Genomic DNA, 20,804 nt, shown 5'->3' on the forward strand with positions numbered 1-20,804 from the left:
CCGTGGCGGCTACCGCTCCGATGACCGTCGTTCCAGTGGCAGCAGCAGCGACCGTGGCGGCTACCGGTCGGACGACCGTCGTTCCGGCGGCAGCAGCAGCGACCGCGGTCCTCGACGTTTCGACGACCGCCCTCGTGGCGGGTCGGGTCGTCCCCAGGACGACGACCGTCGTGGTGGTGCTCGACTGACCCCGAAGTCCCCGAGGAAGCCCGAGCCCGCCATCCGCGAGGGTGTCACCGGCCACGAGGTCGACCGGGGCGTCAAGAACCAGCTCCGCACGCTCTCCAAGGAGAACGCCGAGGGCGTCGCGCAGCACCTCGTCATGGTCGCCGAGCTGCTGGACGTCGAGCCCGAGGCAGCCCTGGCCCACGCCGAGACCGCTGTGCGCCGCGCGGGGCGCGTCCCGGCGGCCCGTGAGTCCCTCGGTCTCGTCGCGTACCGCCTGGGCGACTGGGCGCGGGCCCTGGGGGAGTTCCGCACGGTTCGCCGGCTCTCGGGTTCGAGTCACCTCCTCCCGCTCATGGTCGACTGCGAACGTGCCCTCGGACGCCACGACAAGGCCCTCGAGCTCGCCCAGTCCGACGAGGCCGCCAACCTGGCGATCGACGACCGCGTCGAGCTGGCGATCGTGGTCTCCGGGATTCGCCGCGACCTCGGTCAGCTCGACGCCGCGGTCGCCGGTCTCAGCGACCTGGTCAAGCGGATCAACCCGAATCGCCCGTCTGCGGCGCGACTCTTCTATGCCTACGCGGACGCGAAGCTTGCCGCCGGTGACCTCGAGGTCGCACGTGACTGGTTCGCCCGGGCGGCGGATGCCGACCACGAGCTGACCACCGATGCGGCGGAGCGGCTCGAGGAGCTCGACGGTGTCGACGTCACCGACCTGCTCGGCGACGAGGACGATGACAGTCCCGAGTTCGTCGACACGGACGCCGAAGCGGACGACGACGAGAACGACGACGAGAACGACGACGAGAACGACGAGCGCTGAGCGCCTCACCCGGAACGGGCCTGACCTCCACGGTCGGGCCCGTTCTGCGTTCCGGACGGACAGGTCTCGCGGACGACACCCGCCGTAGGGTCGGGCCCAGGAGGACGCATGGACACGGAGACATCGACGCAACCGCTCATCGCCGGCTACGACGGGGTGGTGTGTGACCTCGACGGTGTCGTCTACCGCGGACCGGATGCCGTCCCGGGTGCCCCGAAAGCGCTGCAGGACATCGTGGCTCGGGGCGTGCGGGTCGTCTACGCGACGAACAACGCGTCCCGCGTCCCGACCGAGGTGGCCACCCAGATCGCCGACCTCGGTGCGCCCGCGACGGCATCCGACGTCGTGTCGAGCGCGCAGGCAGGGGCCGCCCGGCTCGCCGCCGACCTCCCACCCGGAGCTGCCGTCCTCGCACTGGGTGGCGAGGGCGTCGTCGAGGCGCTGCGGGACGCAGGCCTCGTGCCCGTGGCCGCCGCCCGTCACCAGCCCGGTCCCGGAGCCGACGAGGTGGCGGCCGTGCTCCAGGGCTTCGGCAAGGAGCTGCGCGTGCGCGACTTCGAGAGGGCGGCCCGTCTCCTCTCCTCCGGTCTTCCGTGGGTCGCCACGAACGACGACGCGACGCTGCCGCTGCCGTGGGGGCAGTCCCCGGGGAACGGCGCCTACATCGAGCTGCTCGTCGCCGTGGTCGGGCGACGCCCGGACGTCGTCGGGAAGCCGCACCCGCCGCTCTACCGGCTCGCCCTCGACCGCCTCGGCACCGTCGCTGCCAGGACGCTCGCGGTCGGCGACCGGATCGGCACCGACATCGTCGGCGCCGAGGCCACCGGCCTCGACTCGGCCTGGGTCCTCACCGGCGTCGACCGGCCCTCCGACCTCGTGGCGAGCGAGTCGTCGCCCACCTACGTCGTCGTCTCCCTCGCCGACCTCCTGACGCCGTATGCCGCCCCGGTGGCCGACGCCGGTGGCTGGCGCTGCGGCGCCGCCCGGGTGGAGCTCGACGCCGACCATCTCGTCGTCGAGCACGGGAGCGCAGACCCCGTCGAGGTCGTGCGAGCGGGCCTGGCGGCCCTGCTGGCGTCGCGCGACGAGGGAGCGCCTTCCGAGCACCTGCGTCGGGCGGCGGCGACGCTCGACCGCCTGTTCGACGACTCACCGACCCCGACCCGGTAGCGTGACCGCAGCGGACCAACCACTCGGCACGGAGGCAGCACATGTTCGGCGACAGCGACCCCCGACGCGACGATCTCGGGTCCGGCGAACCGCTCGAGGTCGCCGAGGAGCTCGACCCGATGGACTCGGACACCGGCGCGAGCGACGACGCCGTCGACGAGTGGGACGACTCCGACGACCAGTCCGACGACGTCAGCGATGCGGACGTCTCGGGCGACGACCTCGAGGACGTCGCCGACGAGGACGTCGCCTACGAGGACGATGACGTCAGCAACGACGCGGACGACGCGGACGACGACCACCGGACCGACGACGACCCCGCGACGGCCGAGGTGCCCTACGCTCCGCTGGACGCGACGCCGGACGTGCCCACCCCACCCCTGACGGGTGACCAGGCGGTCGACGAGGCGATGATGCGTCTCGCCGAGTCACAGGCCGGGTCGTTCGCCGAGCGCATCGAGTCGGGCGAGCACGCCCACCGCAGCCTGCAGAGCCGCCTCGGCGGTCTGGGTGGCGCGTGACGCGTCGTCTCGACGTCGAGCTCGTCGCCCGAGGCCTGGCCCGATCGCGCACCCAGGCCCGTGAGCTCGTCACCGCCGGCGTGGTGCTCGTCGACGGTCGCCCGGCCGGCAAGCCCGCCCTGCCCGTCGACGACTCGTCGGCCATCGAGCTGACCCGCGAGCCCGACCGCTGGGTGGGGCGCGCGGCCGTCAAGCTGCTCCACGCCCTCGACACGTGGCCGGTCCCCGTCGACGGCAGGCGGTGCCTGGACGTCGGGGCGAGCACGGGTGGCTTCACCCAGGTGCTCCTCGAGCGCGGTGCCACCCACGTGACGGCCCTCGACGTCGGCCACGGCCAGCTCGTCGCGTCGATCGGTGCCGACCCGCGCGTCCGGGACCTTCCGGGCACCAACATCCGTGACGTCGACGCCGACGCGCTCGGCGGCCCCTTCGACCTCGTCGTGTCCGACCTCAGCTTCATCTCGCTCGCCATCGCCCTGCCCGCGATGCGACCTCTCGTCACCGACGACGGCGACGTCGTCGTCCTGGTCAAGCCGCAGTTCGAGGTGGGGCGCGAGCGGCTCAGCCGTACAGGAGTCGTCACCTCGCCGCACGAGCGCCGCCGGGTGCTGCGCGACGTGGCCCAGGTCGCGGCCGACCTCCACCTGCACCTCCACGGTGCGACGGCCAGCCCCATCGCAGGGGGCGACGGCAACCGGGAGTTCCTCTTCTGGCTCGCCCCGAGACCCGTCCCGGGCGCCTCGGTGACGGCGGTGGATGACATGCTGGAGGCCGTCGACCTCGAAGGAGTCCCGTGACGCGTCGCATCCTGCTCGTGGCCCACCCGAGGCGCCCCGAAGCGCTGACGGTCGCCAAGGGCGTCGTGCAACGCCTGACCCACCTCGGCATCGACGTGTCCCTCCAGGCCGACGAGGCCGAGGCCCTCGACCTCAAGGACAGCTCGCGCGTGCACATCGCGTCCGCCGAGGAGCAGGTCGCGGAGGGGTGCGACCTCGTCGTGGTGCTCGGCGGCGACGGGACCATCCTGCGCGGAGCCGAGTTCGCCCGCAGCGTCGACGTGCCGCTCCTCGGGGTCAACCTCGGCCACGTGGGCTTCCTCGCGGAGGCCGAGCGCGACGACCTCGACGCCACGGTCGAGCACATCGCGAGCAACGACTACGCCGTCGAGGAGCGCATGACGCTCCACGTCGACGCGAAGCTGCACGGCGACCTCATCGCGAGCAGCTGGGCCCTCAACGAGGTCAGCGTCGAGAAGGCCGCCCGCGAGCGGATGCTCGAGGTCACCGTCGAGGTCGACGGTCGCCCGCTGTCGAGCTGGGGCTGCGACGGCGTCATCGTCTCCACGCCGACGGGCTCGACGGCATACGCCTTCTCTGCTGGTGGTCCGGTCGTCTGGCCGCAGGTCGAGGCCATGCTCCTCGTGCCCAGCGCGGCCCACGCGCTCTTCGCCCGGCCGCTCGTGCTGGGCCCCGACACCCACCTGGCCGTCGAGATCAAGGCGGCCACCGAGGGCGCGGGAGTCATGTGGTGCGACGGCCGGCGCCACGTCGACCTCCCCCCGGGCGCCCGCATCGAGGTCCGCCGGGGGCTGCGCCCGCTCCGCCTCGCCCGGCTGACGAGCGCACCGTTCACGGACCGCCTCGTCGCGAAGTTCGACCTCTCGGTCGCCGGGTGGCGCGGCAACGGCGACACCGCCTCGCCCGTGGACGACGTCGACGGCGGTGAGGGTGGCCGGCCCTAAGGTGGACCCGTGTTCAGCCAGATGAGGATCCGGGGTGTCGGTGTCATCGACGACGCCGTCCTCGACCTGAGCCCCGGGCTCAACGTGCTCACCGGTGAGACCGGCGCCGGCAAGACCATGGTCGTGTCGGGGCTCGGCCTGCTGCTCGGCGAGCGCGCCGACTCCGGCCTCGTGCGCACCGGCTCGGCCTCGGCGCTCGTCGAGGGCGTCGTCCAGCTGCCCCTCGACCACCCGGCCCTCGTCCGGGCCGACGAGGCGGGTGCCGACCACGAGGACGGCGAGCTCGTCATCGCCCGCACCATCGCCGCGGCCGGCCGGTCGCGCGCCCACGTCGGCGGTCGCACGGCGCCCGTGTCCGTGCTCGCCGAGCTCGGACAGATGCTTGTGGCCGTGCACGGTCAGGCCGACCAGTGGCGGCTCAAACAGGGCGATGCCCACCGGGTCGTCCTCGACGACTTCGGGGGTGCCGACCTCACGGCGCTCCGCGACCGCGTCGGCGAGCTCTACGACCGCTGGCGTGCGTCGGCCCGCGAGCACGCGCGCCTCGTCTCGGAGGCGCGCGAGCGCGCCCGCGAGATCGACTCGCTGACCGCCTCGCTCGAGGAGATCGAGGCCGTCGACCCCCAGCCGGGCGAGGATGCGGCCCTGCGTGCCGAGGACGAGCGCCTCGCGCACGCCGACACGCTCCGCCTCGCCGCAGCCCAGGCGCTCGCCGATCTCAGCGGCGACGAGTATGCCGCCGAGCCGGCTCCGAACGTCCGTGACCTCATCGGGTCGGCGCGGGCTGCGCTCGGCCCGGCCACGGCGCACGACCAGGCCCTCGCCGGCCTCGACGAGCGCCTGCACGAGGTCGGCACACTGGTGACGGACCTGTCGGCCGACCTCACGGCATACCTCCAGGACGTCGACCTCGACCCGGAGCGGCTCGGCTACGTGCAGGAGCGGCGGGCCGCGCTCGGAGTCCTCACGCGCAAGTACGGCGAGACCGTCGACGAGGTGCTCGAGTGGTCGGGCCGCGGTGCGGCACGCCTCGACGAGCTCGTCACCGCCGACGACCGCGTCGAGCGACTCGGCGCCGAGGTGGCCGAGCTCGAGGCGTCCGTCGTCGCGGCCGCGCTGTCGCTGTCCGAGGCTCGCCGCGCCGCCGGTGACGACTTCGGCACCCGCGTCTCGGAGGAGCTCTCACACCTGGCGATGGGCAAGGCCGTCGTCCACGTCGAGCTGCGCCGACGCACCGACCCCGAGGGTGTGGCCCTGCCCGACGGCGACCGGGTGCGGCTGGCCCGACACGGCATCGACGAGGTCGAGATCCTGCTCGCGGCCAACCCGGGAGCCACGCCGCGCAGCGTCGCCCGCGCCGCCTCGGGCGGTGAGCTCTCCCGCGTCATGCTCGCCCTCGAGGTGGTCGGCTCGCGGAGCGCCTCGGGCGAGGCGGCGAGCGGACCACCGACGTTCGTCTTCGACGAGGTCGACGCCGGCGTCGGCGGTCGGGCGGCCCTCGACGTCGGTGCCCGACTGGCTGCCCTCGCCGAGCACGCCCAGGTCATCGTCGTCACCCACCTCGCCCAGGTGGCCGCGTTCGCCGACCGCCACCTCGTCGTGCACAAGGCCGACGACGGCCGCATCACCTCGAGCAGCGTCACCGTCGTCGACGGTGACGCCCGGCTGCGGGAGCTGTCGCGGATGATGGGCGGCGATCCCGACTCCGAGGCTGGACTGGCCCATGCCGGAGACCTCCTCGAGCAGACGAGCGGTGCCAGGGTGGGCACGCGTCCGACCGCCCGCAGCGGCACACGCGCCTGAGTCCCGACCGCGGCACGGTCCTCCGGTGCGCCCAGCCGTCGGACCTGCGTCCCGAAGGACGTCGAGGGTGTCGTCCGAGCCGCGCGCCACGGCCCGGACCGATGGGGTCGCCGACCCACCGACGTGGCACGATTGAGGCCATCATGGCCCTCTCCATCCGACGACGCTCGCACGCCCGGGACACCGGTCCCGGCGTCGTCGGCACCGCGCGCGTCGACCGGCGCACCAAGGCGCTGACGAAGCGGCTGCAGCCGGGCGACATCGCCGTCATCGACCACGCGGACCTCGACAAGGTGAGCGCGGACGCCCTCGTCACCGTGCGCCCGGCAGCCGTCGTCAACGCGAGCGCCTCGATCAGCGGTCGCTACCCGAACCTCGGACCCCAGATCCTCGTCGAGGCGGGCATCCCCGTGCTCGACGCCGCCGGTCCGGAGGTCATGGCGCTCACGGACGGGCAGACGGTCCGCCTCGACGGCGCCGACCTGTGGTCGGGGGAGACCCGTGTCGCGACGGGCACGCTGCTCGACGTCGAGGCCGTGCAGGCGCAGATGCACGAGGCGCGGGCCGGCCTCGCCGTGCAGATCGAGGCCTTCGCGACGAACACGATGGAGTACATCCGCAAGGAGCGTGACCTGCTCCTCGACGGCATCGGCGTGCCCCCCATCACCACCCAGCTCGACGGCCGGCACTGCCTCATCGTCGTGCGCGGCTACCACTACCGCGAGGACCTCGAGACCCTGCGGCCGTACATCCGCGAGTACCGCCCGATCCTCATCGGGGTCGACGGCGGCGCCGACGCCATCCTCGAGTCCGGCCACCAGCCCGACCTCATCGTCGGCGACATGGACTCCGTCTCCGACAAGGCGCTGCGGTGTGGCGCGGAGATCGTCGTGCACGCCTACCGCGACGGGCGCGCCCCCGGTCTCGCCCGGGTCGAGGCTCTCGGGATCACGCCGGTCGTCTTCCCCGCCGCAGGCACGAGCGAGGACGTCGCGATGCTCCTCGCCGACGACTCCGGAGCCGAGCTCATCGTCGCCGTCGGGACCCACGTCACCCTCGTCGAGTTCCTCGACAAGGGCCGCGACGGGCAGGCGTCGACGTTCCTCACGCGCCTGCGCGTCGGCAGCAAGCTCGTCGACGCCAAAGGTGTGAGCCAGCTCTATCGCGCCCGCATCCCGGGCCGACTGCTCGTGACGATGCTGCTCGCCGGAGTGCTCGCCTTCTTCGCAGCCCTCGCGTCGACACCGGCGGGACAGGCGTGGCTGCAGGTCCTCGCCGCCCGCTGGGACGACCTCTGGACCGCCATCGTTGGGATCTTCACGTGATCGACTTCCGCTACCACCTCGTCTCGATCATCTCGGTGTTCCTCGCCCTCGCGGTGGGCATCGTGCTCGGAGCCGGCCCCCTGCAGGCCAACCTCGGCAACCAGCTGAGCGACCAGGTCTCCGCGCTGCGCACCGAGAAGCAGGCCCTCAACGACAAGCTGACGACGAGCGAGAAGCTCGTCGACGCGTCCGACGAGTACGCGACCGCCGTGCAGCAGCGGGTCGTCAAGGGCCGGCTGTCCGGTCACCGCGCCGTCGTCGTCGTGCTGCCCTCCGCCGACGGCACGATGACGACGAACCTCGAGGGGGTCCTGGCCCAGAGCGGAGCCGGTCTCACCGGCACGGTGACGCTGAGCCCCGACTGGTTCGACCCCACCCAGGCCGCCGACCGGGCGCAGGCGGCGAAGGAGGCCGCCTCGGCCCTCGGGGTCGGGTCCACCGCGACCGGCGACCAGCTGCTCGTGCAGGTGCTCACCGACCTCGTCGTCTCGACGAGCGACACCGGCGCCTCGGCCCAGCGCACCGCCGCCCTCAAGGTGCTCGTCGACGCCAACCTCGTCGACAGCTCGGCGGCCGACCTCGCACCGGCCGACCTCGCGGTCGTCGTGTCCGCGGACTACGCCGGCACCGAGTCCGTCGTCGAGTCCCGCTCCGACGCCATCCGTGCGCTCGTCACGTCCTTCGCGGGCTCGACCCGGTCGACCGTCGTCGCCGGTGGCGAGACGGTTGCGGCGGCGGGCCAGCCCGTGACCTCGAACGCGGTCCAGGCCGTGCGTGAGAAGTCCGAGACGGCCGGGATCGTCTCCACCGTCGACCACGCCCGGGCCGGTGACGGCCCCGCCACCGTGGTCCTCGCGGTCGAGGACGCCCTCGACGAGCGGGTCGGACACTACGGCGTCGCGGCCGGAGCCACCGCCACCGTCCCGCGGGTGCTTCCGTGAGGTCGAGCCGCCGCGCGGACTCGACCGCCGCCGGGTCGCTGGCTGCCCTGCTCGGTTCGGCGGTGGCCTCGTGGGCGGTCCTGCGTCTCGGTCGAGCAGCGCCCCCAGCCCTCCGCACGCCGTGGGAACGCACCAACCACGCAGGCGACCCCGTCACCCTGCTCGAGGGCCCGGCATGGGTCGGCGGTGCCGTGGCCGGCGCCGCTGCCGGTGCCGCCGCAGCAGCGGCCGCCTCGCGCCTGACCGACGGACGGGTCCGCGGGTCGATGCGTTCCGCCGTCGTCGTCGTCGCCGCAGGGGCCCTCGGTGCGCTCGACGACCTCGCCGGGGGCGCGTCGGACAAGGGCCTCAAGGGCCACCTCGGCGCGCTGGCACGAGGCGAGGTCACGACGGGTGCGGTCAAGATCGTGGGTCTCGGCATCACGGGGCTGGTCGGTGCGGCGCTGGCCGACGCGAGCCGCCCCACCCGTCCCGGCCTGCTGACCACGCTCGTCGGCGGGGCCGTCGTCGCCGGGGCCGCCAACGCCGTCAACCTCTTCGACCTGCGCCCCGGGCGGGCGCTCAAGGTCACCGTGACCGCGGGTCTTCCGCTCGTGGGAGGGCTGCCCGCGGCCGCCGCCGTCGGGTCCTCGCTCGGTGTCGTCCGGGACGACCTCCGCGCCACCGCCATGCTCGGCGACACCGGCGCCAACGCCGCCGGGGCGCTCCTCGGTCTCGCGCTCGTCGAGCGCACCGGGCTCGTGGGCCGGGTCGTCGCCCTCACTGGCCTCGCGGCCCTGACGCTCGCCTCGGAGCGCGTCAGCTTCACCCGCGTCATCGAAGCCCACCCCGTTCTGCGGCGCCTCGACGAGTGGGGCCGGGCCGCCCGATGACCGACCGGACCGCAGGCGGCGGACCCGCACGGCGTGGGCTGTTCGCCGCCGCAGGCACCATCGCGGTGATCACTCTCGTCGCCCGGGTGGTCGGCTTCGGACGATGGTTCGTCTTCTCCCACTCCGTCGGGGCGACCTGCGTCGGGAGCGTCTACCAGTCGGTCAACGCGGTCCCCAACGTGCTCTTCGAGATCGCGGCAGGGGGAGTGCTCGCGGCGGTCGCCGTGCCTCTCGTGGCAGGTGCTCTGGCCCGCGGCGACCGGGTCGAGGCCGACCACACGGCCTCCGCGCTGCTGACGTGGGTGGTCGTCGTGCTCGTGCCGCTGGGCGTGGTCGTGGCCCTCGCCGCGGAGCCGATCGCGCGGGGCCTGCTCGGAGCCGGTGACACCTGTCCCGGCGCGGTGGGTCTCGGGGCCGACCTGCTGCGGGTCTTCGCGATCCAGATCCCGCTCTACGGCGTCGGCATCGTGCTCGGCGGCGTGCTCCAGTCGCACCACCGCTTCGTCGCTGCGGCGATCGCCCCGCTCATGTCCAGCCTCGTCGTCATCGCAACCTACGTGACCTACGCGGCCGTCGCCGGCGACCCGGCCGCCCCGATCGCACAGGTCCCGGCGGGGGCGACCACGGTGCTCGCCGTCGGCACGACCCTCGGGGTCGTCGCGCTGTCGCTGCCGCTCCTCGTCCCGGTTCGTCGCGCCGGGGTCCATCTCACGCTGACGACGCGCTTCCCGCACGGCGTCGCCGCCCGCGTCCGACGGCTCGCCGTGGCCGGCCTCCTCGCCGTCGCCGGCCAGCAGCTGGCGACGCTCGTCTTCATCCGCCTCGCCAACGACCGCGGCGGACCCGGGACGCTCAACGTGTACACCTACGTGCAGGCCGTCTCCCTGCTCCCGTATGCCGTCCTCGCCGTCCCGCTCGCCACCGCCGCCTTCCCGACGTTGGCGGGGAGCGCGCAAGCGGGCAGGCCGGAGCCTGAGGCGGGCGCAGCGGCGCCGACCTTGGCGCCGGGGTCCGCGGCTGTGGACGTGCTGCGGCGGACGTGGTTGGCCACCCTCCTGGCCGGTCTGCTGGCCGGCGGCCTGCTCGTGGCCGTCGCCCGACCGGTCGGCGCCTTCTTCGCCCTGCTCGACGCCGGGCGCGCGGACGGCAACGGGGCCGTGGCCCTGTCCGCCATCCCCGACGCCCTCGTGCTCGTGGCCCCGGGCATCGTCGGCCTGTGCGCGATCGGGCTGCTGACGAGAGCGTCGTACGTGCGAGGTCGTGCCCGGGTCGCAGGCGCCGTGGTCGCCGTCGCGTGGCTCGCCACGACCATCGTCCCGCTCGTGGCGCTCGAGGGCTCGTCCGGACCCGCGACGACCGTACGGGCTCTCGCCCTCGGCACCAGCATCGGGCTCGTGGCCGGGGCCGTCGCGCTTGCGGTCCTCGTCGCGCGGAGCTGGGGACGCCCGGCCCTGGCGGTCCCCGCACGCCCCGTCGCAGCCGGGCTGCTGGGCGCCGCGGCCGCCGCGCTCCTCGGCTGGTGGCTCGGCGGCCTCTGGACCGCGGACGGACTCCTCGTCGCCGCTGCGCAGGGCGTCGCCGTGGCGCTCGCGGCCACCGTGACCCTCGTCGTCGTAGTGCTCGTCGTCGACCGCTCGGTCGTCGCCCGGCTGCGGCGCCGGCCACCGACCGCGGCGAACGCGCCCGCTGGTGCGCCGTCCTCCACGACTGCTCCGACGTCCACCGCAGCTTCGACGTCCACCACCGCTTCGACGTCCACGACTGCTCGGTCGTCAGCGCCGATGTCCGCCCCTGCGGGCGAGCAGGATCCGCACCCTGCCGGGCCCCCGGAGACGCGATGAGGGTCCTCATGGTGCTCGGACACGCGGCCGGTGGGGTGGGTGCGCACGTCGACGCCCTCGTGAGGGGAGTGCGCGAGCAGGGGCACGACGTCCAGGTCGTGACGGCGGAGTCGACGGCGCGAGCCTTCGACTGGGCCGACGCGCACCGGCTCTGGCCGGTCCACGGCGGGCTGCGCGCGCCGCGAGGTCTCGTGGACTGGCACCGCATCATGCGCCTCGCTGGCACGGTCGACGTCGTCCACGCGCACGGCCACCAGGCCGCCGTCGTCTGTGCGGTGGCCGTCGCCCGGGCGCGGCCACGCCCGCGCCTCGTGGTCTCGCTCCACAACGACCTCCCGCCGGTCCCTGGCTCGGCCCCTGCCCGGGCCGTGGCGTCCGCCGCCCGGCGGCTGGTCGCGTGGTCCCTGCACCGGGCCGACCTCGTGACGGGTGCGAGCGGCGACCTCGTGGAGCTCGCCGACGCGTTGGGTGCCCGACGCACCGAGCTCGCCCTCGTGCCCTCCGCCGCGGTCGCCGACCTCCTGCGGCGTCCCGGCCTCGAGCCGGCCGACCGCTCCGCCCTGCTGGCCGGAGCCGGCCTGCCGACCGGCGGCCCCGTCGTGCTCACGGTCTCGCGCATCGCGCCCCAGAAGGACCTGCCGACCCTTCTCGAAGCCGCGCGACGCTCCCAAGCGACCGCCACGTGGGTCGTCGTCGGCGACGGCGACGAGCGACTCCGTGCCCGTCTCGTGGAGGAGGCGGACGGCATACGGCTGGGGCAGGAGCCGGGGGCCAAGGTCCGGTTCGTGGGGGCGCGTACCGATGTGTCCGAGTGGCTCCGAGCGGCGGACGTGTTCGTCCTCACGAGCCGCTGGGAGGCCCGGGCGCTCGTCGTGCAGGAGGCCATGGCGGCCGGGCTGCCGGTCGTCGTGACCCGTACCGGCGGTCTGCCCGACCTGGTCGGCGACGCGGGTTCTTTTGTCCCCGTGGGTGACCCGGCCGCCGTGGCAGCCGAGGTGGACCGCCTGCTCGCCGACGCCGAGGCCAGGCTCCGGGAGGGCGCGTCCGGACGGGCCCGGGCCGCCGGTTGGCCCACTCCTGACGACGAGACGCGCCGGTGGATGGAACGCTACGTCACGCAGACCCGCGGAGTGACGTAGACTCAAAGCCCGTGGTGGATACGACGAAGCACATCTTTGTGACCGGGGGCGTCGCCTCCTCTCTCGGCAAGGGGCTGACCGCCTCGAGCCTCGGACGACTTCTCAGATCGCGGGGCCTGCGGGTCACGATGCAGAAGCTCGACCCCTACATCAACGTCGATCCCGGGACGATGAACCCGTTCCAGCACGGCGAGGTCTTCGTGACCGACGACGGGGCGGAGACCGACCTCGACATCGGTCACTACGAGCGCTTCCTCGACGTCAACCTCGTCGGCAGCGCGAACGTGACGACCGGGCAGGTCTACAACAACGTCATCGCCAAGGAGCGCCGCGGCGAGTACCTCGGCGACACCGTCCAGGTCATCCCGCACATCACCAACGAGATCGTCGCCCGGATGCGCGCGCTCGCCACCGGAGGTCCGGACGCCCCGGACGTCATCATCACCGAGATCGGCGGCACGGTCGGCGACATCGAGTCGTTGCCCTTCCTCGAGGCCGCGCGCCAGGTGCGCCACCTCATCGGCCGCGACAACAGCTTCTTCCTGCACGTCTCGCTCGTGCCCTACCTCGCACCGAGCGGCGAGCTGAAGACGAAGCCGACCCAGCACTCGGTCGCCGCCCTGCGCCAGGTCGGCATCCAGCCCGACGGGCTCGTGCTCCGCGCCGACCGCGAGATCCCCGACCCGATCAAGCGCAAGATCTCGCTCATGTGCGACGTCGACGTCACCGCGGTCGCCGCGGCGGTCGACGCCCCGAGCATCTACGACATCCCCAAGGTGCTCCACCGCGAGGGCCTCGACGCCTACGTCATCCGCCGGCTCGGGCTCAACTTCCGCGACGTCGACTGGACCGAGTGGGACGAGCTGCTCGAGCGGGTCCACGACCCGGAGCACGACATCGAGATCGCCCTCGTCGGCAAGTACATCGACCTCCCCGACGCGTACCTCTCCGTCACCGAGGCGCTGCGCGCCGGCGGCTTCCACCACGACGCCAAGGTCAACATCCGCTGGGTGGCCAGCGACGAGTGCCAGACCCCGTCCGGCGCCCAGAAGGCGCTCGGCGGCGTCGACGCCGTCCTCGTGCCCGGTGGGTTCGGGGTGCGCGGCATCGAGGGCAAGCTCGGCGCGCTGACGTGGGCCCGCGAGAAGCAGGTGCCGACCCTCGGCATCTGCCTCGGCCTGCAGTGCATGGTCATCGAGTACGCCCGCAGCGTCCTCGGCAACCAGGACGCGAGCTCGACGGAGTTCGATCCCGAGACCGAGCACCCCGTCATCGCCACGATGGAGGAGCAGAAGGCCTTCGTCGAGGGAGCCGGTGACCTCGGCGGCACGATGCGCCTCGGCCTCTACCCTGCCGCCCTCAAGGAGGGCAGCGTCATCCGTGGGGCCTACGGCGAGGCCGAGGTCAAGGAGCGCCACCGCCACCGCTACGAGGTCAACAACTCCTACCGTGGCGACCTCGAGAAGGCGGGTCTCGTCTTCTCCGGCACCTCGCCCGACGGCACGCTCGTCGAGTTCGTCGAGCTCCCGCGCGAGGTCCACCCCTACTACGTGTCGACGCAGGCGCACCCGGAGTTCCTGTCGCGTCCCAACCGCGCACACCCGCTCTTCGCGGGTCTCGTCGGGGCCGCGCTCGAGCGCCAGCGCAGCGAGCGCCTCGTCGAGGTCGAGCGCCACCGCGCCGCGGTCGACGCCGGCCAGGCCGAGCGGGACGCCGGCGCACGGACCGGCCACGACGAGCTCGCGTCGGTGTCCGCGTCCGGGTCCGCCCCGGACGCCGACTGACCCGAGGGTGAGCCTGGACGCGCCGCGAGGCACCGCATCCGACCTCGTCGAGGAGTGGACCGCCGAACCGGTGGTCGAGTCGTCGACGCCCTTCGAGGGGATCATCTTCGACGTCGTGCGCGAGCGCGTCGACCTCGGCGCCGGTGGTGTCGTGACCCGTGACTTCGTCACACATCCCGGTGCCGTCGCCGTGCTCGCCCTGCGCGAGCTCGAGGGCGCCCCGCACGTGCTGCTCATCCGGCAGTACCGCCACGCGAGCGGTGGCCACGTGTGGGAGCTGCCCGCCGGTCTGCTCGACGTCGACGGCGAGCCGCCGTGGGAGGCTGCCGCGAGAGAGCTCGTCGAGGAGGTCGACCTGACGGCCGACGAGTGGCACGTGCTCGCCGACGACGTCACGTCGCCCGGGGCCTTCCCGGAGACGGTGCGGATCTTCCTCGCGCGCGGCCTCCACGAGGTCGCCGCCGCGGACGCCCACCAGCGCACCGCGGAGGAGCTCGCGATCCGGCCGCTCTGGGTGTCCCTCGACGACGCCGTCGACGCGGCGCTCGACGGGCGCATCAGCAACTCGGCCACCCTCGTCGGTCTGCTCTCCGCCGGGTTGTCGCGCCAGCGCGGCTGGTCGACGCTGCGCCCGCACGACGCGCCGTGGCCCGCCCGCGAGGCCCAGCGGGCCCAGCGGTCGTGAGCGCGGCGTTCGGCCCGGGCGTCTCCGGGTCGTGCCCTTGTGGGGGCGGCCCGGACGAGCTGGCGTATGCCGTGTGCTGCGGCCCGCTCCATGCGGGCGAACGGCCGGCCGGGACCGCCGGCGAGCTGATGCGCTCGCGCTACACGGCGTTCGCCGTGGGGGACGAGGCATACCTCCTGCGCACCTGGCACCCTCGGACGCGGCCCGAGCGGGTGGGGCTCGACCCGGACACGCGCTGGACGGGCCTGACGGTGGTGCGGACGGAGCGCGGCGGTCCCGGCGACGACGACGGTGTCGTCGAGTTCGTGGCGCGGTGGACGGAGCCGTCAGCGGGCGCCGTGCGTCGGGGCGAGCTGCGCGAGGTGAGCCGGTTCGCCCGCCGGGGCGGCCGCTGGCTCTACGTCGACGGCGAGCACGGGTGACGCGTCGGCAGGGACGGCCGGCGGGGGCGCCGTCACGCCGCCGCGTCGGCGGAGGACCGCCACGCCGACACCGGCCAGGAGGGCGAGCCCCCCGGCCAGCTCGAGGGCGTTGGGGCGCTCGTGGAACGCGACCGCGGCCGCGACCAAGCCGAAGACCGGGACGAGCATCGCGAACGGCGTCACCTTCGCCACGGGGTGCCGGCTGAGCAGGGTGTTCCAGATCCCGTAGCCGACGAGCGAGGAGAGGTAGGCGGTGTAGGCGGTCGAGGCGACGGCCTGCCACTGGAGGTGGCTGAGCGCCGCCCCGATGGCCGTCGGCCCCTCGACGACGAACGAGAGGGCGAGGGCCGGCAGCGGCACGACGAGCCCCGACCAGACCGTGACCCCGAGCCCGGCGCCCGGACCCGTGAGAGCCCCGGCCCGGCGCGTCAGCACGTTGCCGACCGCCCACGACACGGCGGCCAGGACGAGCACGACGAGGGGGAGCAGCGGCGCCGACATCCCGCGTCCGACCGCGATCGTCAGCAGCCCCGCCCCGCCCAGGGCGACGCCGAGACGCTGCGCGGTGGAGGGGCGCTCGCGCAGCCAGAGGGCCGCGATGACGACGGTGAGCAGGACCTGCGCCTGGAGCACGAGCGAGGCGAGGCCGGGCGGCATGCCGAGGTGCAGCGCGAGGTACATCAGGGCGAACTGGCCGAGGCTCGTGAAGAGCCCGATGAGTGCGAGGTCGCGCCAGGGGAGTGCCGGGCGCCGGACGAGGAAGACGGCGGGGACGCAGACGACGAGGAAGCGAACCGCGAGGAAGAGGAAGGGCGGCACCGAGTCGATGCCGGTCCGGATGGCGACGAAGTTCGTGCCCCAGATGAGGGCGACGAGGACGGCGAGGGCGGTGTCACGGCGGCGCATGTCCTCATCGTTAGGGGCCATGACCGTTCACGTCCATCAAACTGTTCTGGGCCTGACTGTGTAGCATCTCTGCATGATTGATCCCGTCGCGTTGCGGTCCCTCGTCGCCGTCGAGGCGCACGGGTCCGTCGGCGCCGCAGCAGCCGCCCTCGACTACACCCCGAGCGCGGTGTCCCAGCAGATCAAGCGCCTCGAGACCCAGACGGGGGTGCAGCTGCTCGAACGGCAGGGGCGGGGCGTCCTGCTCACCGAGGCCGGTCGCACGGTCTCCGACGCGGCGCGGTCCCTGCTCGCGGACATGGAGCGACTCGAGTCCAGGCTGCACGGAGACAGCGGGGAGACGGTCGGGACCGTGCGCCTCGCGACGTTCGCCACGGCGTACCGAGGGGTCGTCGTGGGCGCCATCGCCCGCCTGCGCTCGACCGCGCCGGACGTCGTCCTGCGTCCCGACGAGATCGACCCCTGGGATGCCGTGGACGCCGTCGCGGCCGGCACCCACGACCTCGCCCTCGTGCACAACTGGGAGCCGCTGCCGCTCGCCATCCCCGACCACCTCGAGGTGCGCGACCTCGGCCGGGACCGGGCGGACGTCCTCGTCCACGAGAGCCACCCGCTCGCCAGGCGACGGAGCATCGGCGTGCGGGACGTGCTCGAGGAGCACTGGGCCAGCGTCGCGCCCGGCTCCATCTGCCACCAGTGGCTCCAGAAGATGTATGCCGATGTCGGGCGGTCCCCCCGGATCGCGCACGTCGCGCTCGAGTTCGCCACGCACGTCGCTCTCGTCGCGGCGGGGGAGGCCATCGCCCTCGTGCCCCGCCTCGGCCGGGGGCCGCTGCCCGAGGGCGTCGTCGCGGTCCCGATCGTCGACCCGGTCTCCGAGCGCACCGTGAGCGTCGTCTGGCGAAGCACCATGACGGCAAGCCCTGCGCTGGCCGCGGCCGTGGACTGCCTTGCGGCAGAAGCCTCCCGGGACCTTCGACCCCTTTCGGAGGAGTGACCGGAGGGGCGCTCGCGACGCGTCAGCCTGCGGCCTGGAGGCGCAGCCCGGCGAGGATGAGCTCGAGACCGGCCCGGAACTGCTCGGCGTCGTCGTGGTCCGCGAACTCGTCGACGACGTGGTGGATGAAGGGGAACTCGTCCGCGTCGAGGGCGCGCCACTGGGCGGCGTAGCGGGCGAGGTACTCGTCCCGGTCGACCTCGCCGGTGAGCACCGCCTGGGGCGGCTGCTGTCCCATGTCGGCCGCCGTGCCGACGACGAAGCCGACGACCGCCGAGACCGCGTGGAAGCTCTCGCGCGGAGTGAGCTCCAGCCGCAGCACCTGCTGGCCCAGCCGCTCGTAGAGGCGCAGGCCGTTGGGCTGGACGCCCGTGTCGCGCATGAAGTAGGCACCGAGCCAGGGCCGTTCGACGATCGCGTCGAAGAGGGCCAGCGCGATGGTCCGGAGATCGTCGACGGGGTCGCCGACCCCGACGTCCTCGACGGCGGCGAGCACGTCGGCCAGGACGTGGTCCGCGGCTCGGTCGAGCAGCTCGTCCTTGCTCGAGACGTACCAGTAGATGCTCGCGGCGCCACCACCGAGACGGGCCGCGAGGGCGCGGAAGGTCAGGGCCTGCTCGCCACTCGTGTCGAGCAGGGCGACGGCCTCCGTGAGGACGGCCTCGAGCGAGTGCGAGGCCCGTCGGCGGCCTCGGTCGGGGCGCTCACGTGCCGCGCGAGCATCGCGGGAGGGCCGAGCGGCGTGCTGTCGCTGGGGGCTCATTCGCCCATCCCATCACACGCACACGGGATGGAGTTGCGTTCATCGAACACTGTTCTATAACATCGAACCACGTTCGATAGTCGAACGCTGTTCGATGGAAGGAGCCGGCCCATGACGACGACCACGACGCCGACCCGCACCTACCCGTCGCTTCGGGCGGCGTGGATCCCGATGCTCGCGCTCTGTCTCGCCTTCTTCGTCGAGATGGTCGACAACACCCTCCTGACGATCGCGCTGCCGACGATCGGCCGTGACCTCGGGAGCGGCACCACCGCGCTCCAGTGGGTCACCGGTGCCTACTCGCTGACGTTCGGGGGACTGCTGCTCACCGCCGGCTCGGCGGCGGACCGGCTCGGCCGACGACGGGTCCTCCTCTGGGGCCTCGCGGGATTCGGGGTCATCAGCCTCGCCGTCGCTGCCGTGACGACGACCGGTGAGCTCATCGCCCTGCGCGCCGCGCTCGGGGTCGCGGCCGCGGCCATGGCCCCGATCACCAACTCCCTGGTCTTCCGGCTCTTCGACGACCAGGCCCTGCGGATGCGGGCGATGACCGTCATGATCGTCGTCGGCATGTCGGGCTTCGTCCTCGGTCCGCTGCTCGGTGGCACGGCGCTCGACCACGTCGGCTGGGAGTGGCTCCTCCTCGTCAACGCCCCCATCGCCCTCGTGGCCTGGGTCGGCGTCCGGCTCGGGGTGCCGGCTGACCGGCGCGAGGACCTCACTGCCGACCGGCTGGACCTGCCCGGTGCCCTGCTGAGCATCGCGGCCATCGGGCTCGGCTGCTACGCCCTGACCAGTGGCGTCGAGCACGGGTGGACCTCGGCGACCACCCTCGCGGCCGTCGTCGGCTCCGCGCTCGCGCTCGTCGCGTTCGTCCGCCACGAGCGGCGTGCGGCCTCGCCGATGCTCGACCTGTCGCTCTTCTCGTCGCGGACCGTGCGCGGGGCCGCGCTGGCGCAGGCGGGGACCTCGATCGCGATGGCCGGGGTGATGTTCGGGCTCATCCTGCACTTCCAGTACGCGTGGGGCTGGAGCCCCGTTCGTGCCGGTCTCGCCAACCTCCCGCTCATCGTGACGATGGTCCTCGCGACACCGCTCTCGGAGTGGCTCGTCCGCCGCTTCGGCCACCGGGTCGCGTGCCTCGTCGGCGTGGGCCTGCTCGTCGTCGCGCTCCTCGGGATGGCATGGGGTGTCGACCGCGGCTACCCGGCCATCGCCGTCGCCATGGTCGTCCTGACCGTCGGCCTCCGCACCGTCATGACGATCTGTGCGGTGGCCCTCGTCGAGGCGATGCCCGCCAACCGCACCTCGATCGGCACCGCGCTCAACGACACGGCCCAGGAAATCGGCACGAGCGTCGGCACCGCCGTCGTGGGCACCCTCGTCGCCGTGCTCGTGACGACCACCCTCCCCGCCGGCACGTGGGGTCCCGACCTCGTCTCGTCGTTCTTCCACGGTGAGCGGGTGACGTATGCCGTGCTCGCCGTCCTTGTGGGTGTCGTGGCCACGTGGGGTGCGCTGACGCTCACCGACTCCCGCAGCGTCGACGAGCACGAGGTCGAACTGGACGGCGAGCCGGACCCCGCGGCCGACCGCGACGCTGCCGCCGTGCCGGCGGGCGCGGGGGTTCGCCCCTCCGCGTAGCCCGGGGACCTGGGCGTCCCCGACCCACGGTCGCCGGGGTGCCCACGCGGGCCCTATGTCGTGGGGGTGGTGGGAAGGGACTCCTGCGCAGGCCGTTCACGGTCGTGGACGGCATCCAGCTGCCGACGGGACGGCTGGTCCAGGCGCAGGCGTCCGCGCAGCCGTCCCACGGGCCGCTCGACGAGGATCCACGACAACCACGACACGAGCACCCCCGCGGCGGCGAGCAGCAGGTTGCGCGGCACGGTGTGGTCGCCGAGGAGCCGGCTGTTGATGAAGGTCTGGTGCCACAGGTAGAGGGCGTAGCTGATCGTGCCGAAGAACACCATGACCCGGGACCCGACCACCCGCGAGTGCCCGTTGGCCGCCGAGTAGACGAGCCACACGCCGATGACCGCGTAGACGACCGCGAGGGGTCGCAGGAGCCCCTGGTCGGCCTCGGGGGAGTGTCCCGGGAAGGCCGACACGGCGACGAGGACGAGGAAGGGGACGACCGGGTGCGTCCGGGGCAGCTGCCAACCGCGCCGGGCCGCGCCGGCGAGCGCGAAGGCGAGGACGACGCCCAGCATCAGGGCGAAGACGTTGGCGCTGGTCGCGATGTCGGACGCCTCGAGGGTCCACGAACGGTAGAAGGTCGCGACGAACGCGACGGCGATGACGACCTGGAGCGCGTGAGCGCGGAACCAGCGCATGAGGGCGATGAAGACGAGCGGCCACACGAGGTAGAACTGCTCCTCGACGGCGAGCGACCACGTGTGGTTGAGGACCCCCAGATCGGTGCCGGCGATGCGCACCCAGTTGCCGACGTAGGTGAGCGTCGCGAGCGCCGCCACCGGGTACGACGAGAGCCGCGAGTCACCGGTGGCCCACAGCAGCAGCGGCACGACGGCGAGCAGCACGAGCAGGGCGGGTAGCAGCCGCAGCGCCCGACGACCCCAGAACCGCCACAGGCTGATGGAGCCGTAGCGGTCCCACTCGCGCAGCAGCAGGCTGGTGATGAGGTAGCCCGACAGCACGAAGAAGAGGGTGACGCCCGACAGGCCGCCCCACCGCACGGGCAGGCCGACGTGGGCGGTGACGACGAGGAGGATCGCCAGGCCTCGGACCCCGTCGAGGTCTCGGTTGCGGGTGTGCTGCACGCGGTCAAGGCTAGGGGCGCACCCGGTCTAGGATGAAACCTCGGTGCCGTCCGCCGTCCGGCGACGACGCCACCGGCGTCACAGCGGCCCCAGCCGCCGCTCCCGACGCGTCGAACGAGC

General features: G+C 73.4%; 19 protein-coding genes. 16 read left to right on the forward strand and 3 right to left on the reverse strand.

Features of this window, described 5'->3' with window-relative positions; genetic code table 11:
• The 14 genes from H283_RS25075 to H283_RS0112970 all read left to right on the forward strand — a co-directional run.
• Positions 1–991, forward strand: a 991-nt coding sequence (locus tag H283_RS25075; RefSeq protein ID WP_020143938.1) for a tetratricopeptide repeat protein, incomplete at its 5' end; no start/stop codon positions are given.
• 108 nt (positions 992–1,099) lie between these two features.
• Positions 1,100–2,161: an HAD-IIA family hydrolase gene (locus H283_RS0112910; RefSeq protein ID WP_020143939.1), complete on the forward strand. Its 1,062-nt coding sequence runs from the start codon at positions 1,100–1,102 to the stop codon at positions 2,159–2,161.
• Positions 2,162–2,202: 41 nt separating this feature from the next.
• Complete coding sequence (locus tag H283_RS26715) at positions 2,203–2,682, forward strand: hypothetical protein (RefSeq protein ID WP_020143940.1); 480 nt, start codon at positions 2,203–2,205, stop codon at positions 2,680–2,682.
• Positions 2,679–3,479: a TlyA family RNA methyltransferase gene (locus tag H283_RS0112920; protein ID WP_020143941.1), complete on the forward strand. Its 801-nt coding sequence runs from the start codon at positions 2,679–2,681 to the stop codon at positions 3,477–3,479. Before H283_RS26715 ends, H283_RS0112920 begins: the two co-directional genes overlap by 4 nt.
• Positions 3,476–4,423, forward strand: a complete 948-nt coding sequence (locus tag H283_RS0112925; RefSeq protein WP_020143942.1) for an NAD kinase — start codon at positions 3,476–3,478, stop codon at positions 4,421–4,423. Before H283_RS0112920 ends, H283_RS0112925 begins: the two co-directional genes overlap by 4 nt.
• Before the next feature lie 9 nt (positions 4,424–4,432).
• Complete coding sequence (gene recN / locus H283_RS0112930; RefSeq protein ID WP_020143943.1) at positions 4,433–6,226, forward strand: DNA repair protein RecN; 1,794 nt, start codon at positions 4,433–4,435, stop codon at positions 6,224–6,226.
• A gap of 143 nt (positions 6,227–6,369) precedes the next feature.
• Complete coding sequence (gene steA / locus H283_RS0112935) at positions 6,370–7,551, forward strand: putative cytokinetic ring protein SteA (RefSeq protein ID WP_020143944.1); 1,182 nt, start codon at positions 6,370–6,372, stop codon at positions 7,549–7,551.
• On the forward strand, positions 7,548–8,492 hold the full coding sequence (locus tag H283_RS0112940) for a copper transporter (protein WP_020143945.1): 945 nt from the start codon (positions 7,548–7,550) through the stop codon (positions 8,490–8,492). Before steA ends, H283_RS0112940 begins: the two co-directional genes overlap by 4 nt.
• A complete protein-coding gene (locus H283_RS0112945) occupies positions 8,489–9,364 on the forward strand; it encodes a hypothetical protein (protein WP_020143946.1) in 876 nt (291 codons plus the stop codon). Before H283_RS0112940 ends, H283_RS0112945 begins: the two co-directional genes overlap by 4 nt.
• A gap of 65 nt (positions 9,365–9,429) precedes the next feature.
• On the forward strand, positions 9,430–11,205 hold the full coding sequence (locus H283_RS0112950) for a lipid II flippase MurJ (RefSeq protein ID WP_231372282.1): 1,776 nt from the start codon (positions 9,430–9,432) through the stop codon (positions 11,203–11,205).
• A complete protein-coding gene (locus H283_RS25085; RefSeq protein ID WP_156023187.1) occupies positions 11,202–12,344 on the forward strand; it encodes a glycosyltransferase family 4 protein in 1,143 nt (380 codons plus the stop codon). Before H283_RS0112950 ends, H283_RS25085 begins: the two co-directional genes overlap by 4 nt.
• Positions 12,345–12,355: 11 nt before the next feature.
• Positions 12,356–14,128: a CTP synthase gene (locus H283_RS25090; protein ID WP_081633868.1), complete on the forward strand. Its 1,773-nt coding sequence runs from the start codon at positions 12,356–12,358 to the stop codon at positions 14,126–14,128.
• A gap of 7 nt (positions 14,129–14,135) precedes the next feature.
• Entirely contained in the window at positions 14,136–14,813 is a 678-nt protein-coding gene (locus H283_RS0112965) for an NUDIX hydrolase (RefSeq protein WP_020143950.1), read from the forward strand.
• Complete coding sequence (locus H283_RS0112970) at positions 14,810–15,235, forward strand: YchJ family protein (protein WP_369791899.1); 426 nt, start codon at positions 14,810–14,812, stop codon at positions 15,233–15,235. Before H283_RS0112965 ends, H283_RS0112970 begins: the two co-directional genes overlap by 4 nt.
• Here the strand turns inward: H283_RS0112970 and H283_RS0112975 are convergent.
• The gene (locus tag H283_RS0112975) at positions 15,140–16,162 is read right to left on the reverse strand and encodes an EamA family transporter (RefSeq protein WP_231372283.1); all 1,023 of its coding nucleotides are present in this window, start codon (positions 16,160–16,162) and stop codon (positions 15,140–15,142) included. The genes H283_RS0112970 and H283_RS0112975 overlap by 96 nt on opposite strands.
• Before the next feature lie 52 nt (positions 16,163–16,214).
• Here H283_RS0112975 and H283_RS25095 point away from each other — a divergent pair, with 52 nt between their 5' ends.
• Positions 16,215–17,138 (forward strand): LysR family transcriptional regulator, encoded by a 924-nt coding sequence (locus tag H283_RS25095; protein ID WP_043649449.1) that lies wholly within the window; start codon positions 16,215–16,217, stop codon positions 17,136–17,138.
• A 22-nt stretch (positions 17,139–17,160) separates the two neighbouring features.
• On the opposite strand, the gene H283_RS0112985 is transcribed toward H283_RS25095, so the two are convergent.
• Complete coding sequence (locus H283_RS0112985; RefSeq protein ID WP_020143953.1) at positions 17,161–17,901, reverse strand: TetR/AcrR family transcriptional regulator; 741 nt, start codon at positions 17,899–17,901, stop codon at positions 17,161–17,163.
• 111 nt (positions 17,902–18,012) lie between these two features.
• On the opposite strand from H283_RS0112985, the gene H283_RS0112990 reads away from it, so the two are divergent.
• The gene (locus H283_RS0112990) at positions 18,013–19,545 is read left to right on the forward strand and encodes an MFS transporter (RefSeq protein WP_020143954.1); all 1,533 of its coding nucleotides are present in this window, start codon (positions 18,013–18,015) and stop codon (positions 19,543–19,545) included.
• A 53-nt stretch (positions 19,546–19,598) separates the two neighbouring features.
• Here H283_RS0112990 and H283_RS0112995 read toward each other — a convergent pair whose 3' ends face one another.
• Positions 19,599–20,684, reverse strand: a complete 1,086-nt coding sequence (locus tag H283_RS0112995; RefSeq protein ID WP_020143955.1) for an acyltransferase — start codon at positions 20,682–20,684, stop codon at positions 19,599–19,601.
• Positions 20,685–20,804: the final 120 nt, after the last annotated feature.

The organism is Terracoccus sp. 273MFTsu3.1 (assembly GCF_000383675.1).
In the GTDB taxonomy this organism is placed as follows: Bacteria; Actinomycetota; Actinomycetes; order Actinomycetales; family Dermatophilaceae; genus Terrabacter.

Excerpts from the sequence above, each read along its gene's own strand:
- H283_RS26715 (WP_020143940.1), top strand. The coding sequence starts at position 2,203 with ATGTTCGGCGACAGCGACCCCCGACGCGACGATCTCGGGTCCGGCGAA.
- H283_RS0112990 (WP_020143954.1), top strand. The coding sequence starts at position 18,013 with ATGACGACGACCACGACGCCGACCCGCACCTACCCGTCGCTTCGGGCG.
- H283_RS0112985 (WP_020143953.1), bottom strand. The coding sequence starts at position 17,901 with ATGAGCCCCCAGCGACAGCACGCCGCTCGGCCCTCCCGCGATGCTCGC.
- steA (WP_020143944.1), top strand. The coding sequence starts at position 6,370 with ATGGCCCTCTCCATCCGACGACGCTCGCACGCCCGGGACACCGGTCCC.
- H283_RS25095 (WP_043649449.1), top strand. The coding sequence starts at position 16,215 with ATGATTGATCCCGTCGCGTTGCGGTCCCTCGTCGCCGTCGAGGCGCAC.
- H283_RS25085 (WP_156023187.1), top strand. The coding sequence starts at position 11,202 with ATGAGGGTCCTCATGGTGCTCGGACACGCGGCCGGTGGGGTGGGTGCG.
- H283_RS0112975 (WP_231372283.1), bottom strand. The coding sequence starts at position 16,162 with ATGGCCCCTAACGATGAGGACATGCGCCGCCGTGACACCGCCCTCGCC.
- H283_RS0112910 (WP_020143939.1), top strand. The coding sequence starts at position 1,100 with ATGGACACGGAGACATCGACGCAACCGCTCATCGCCGGCTACGACGGG.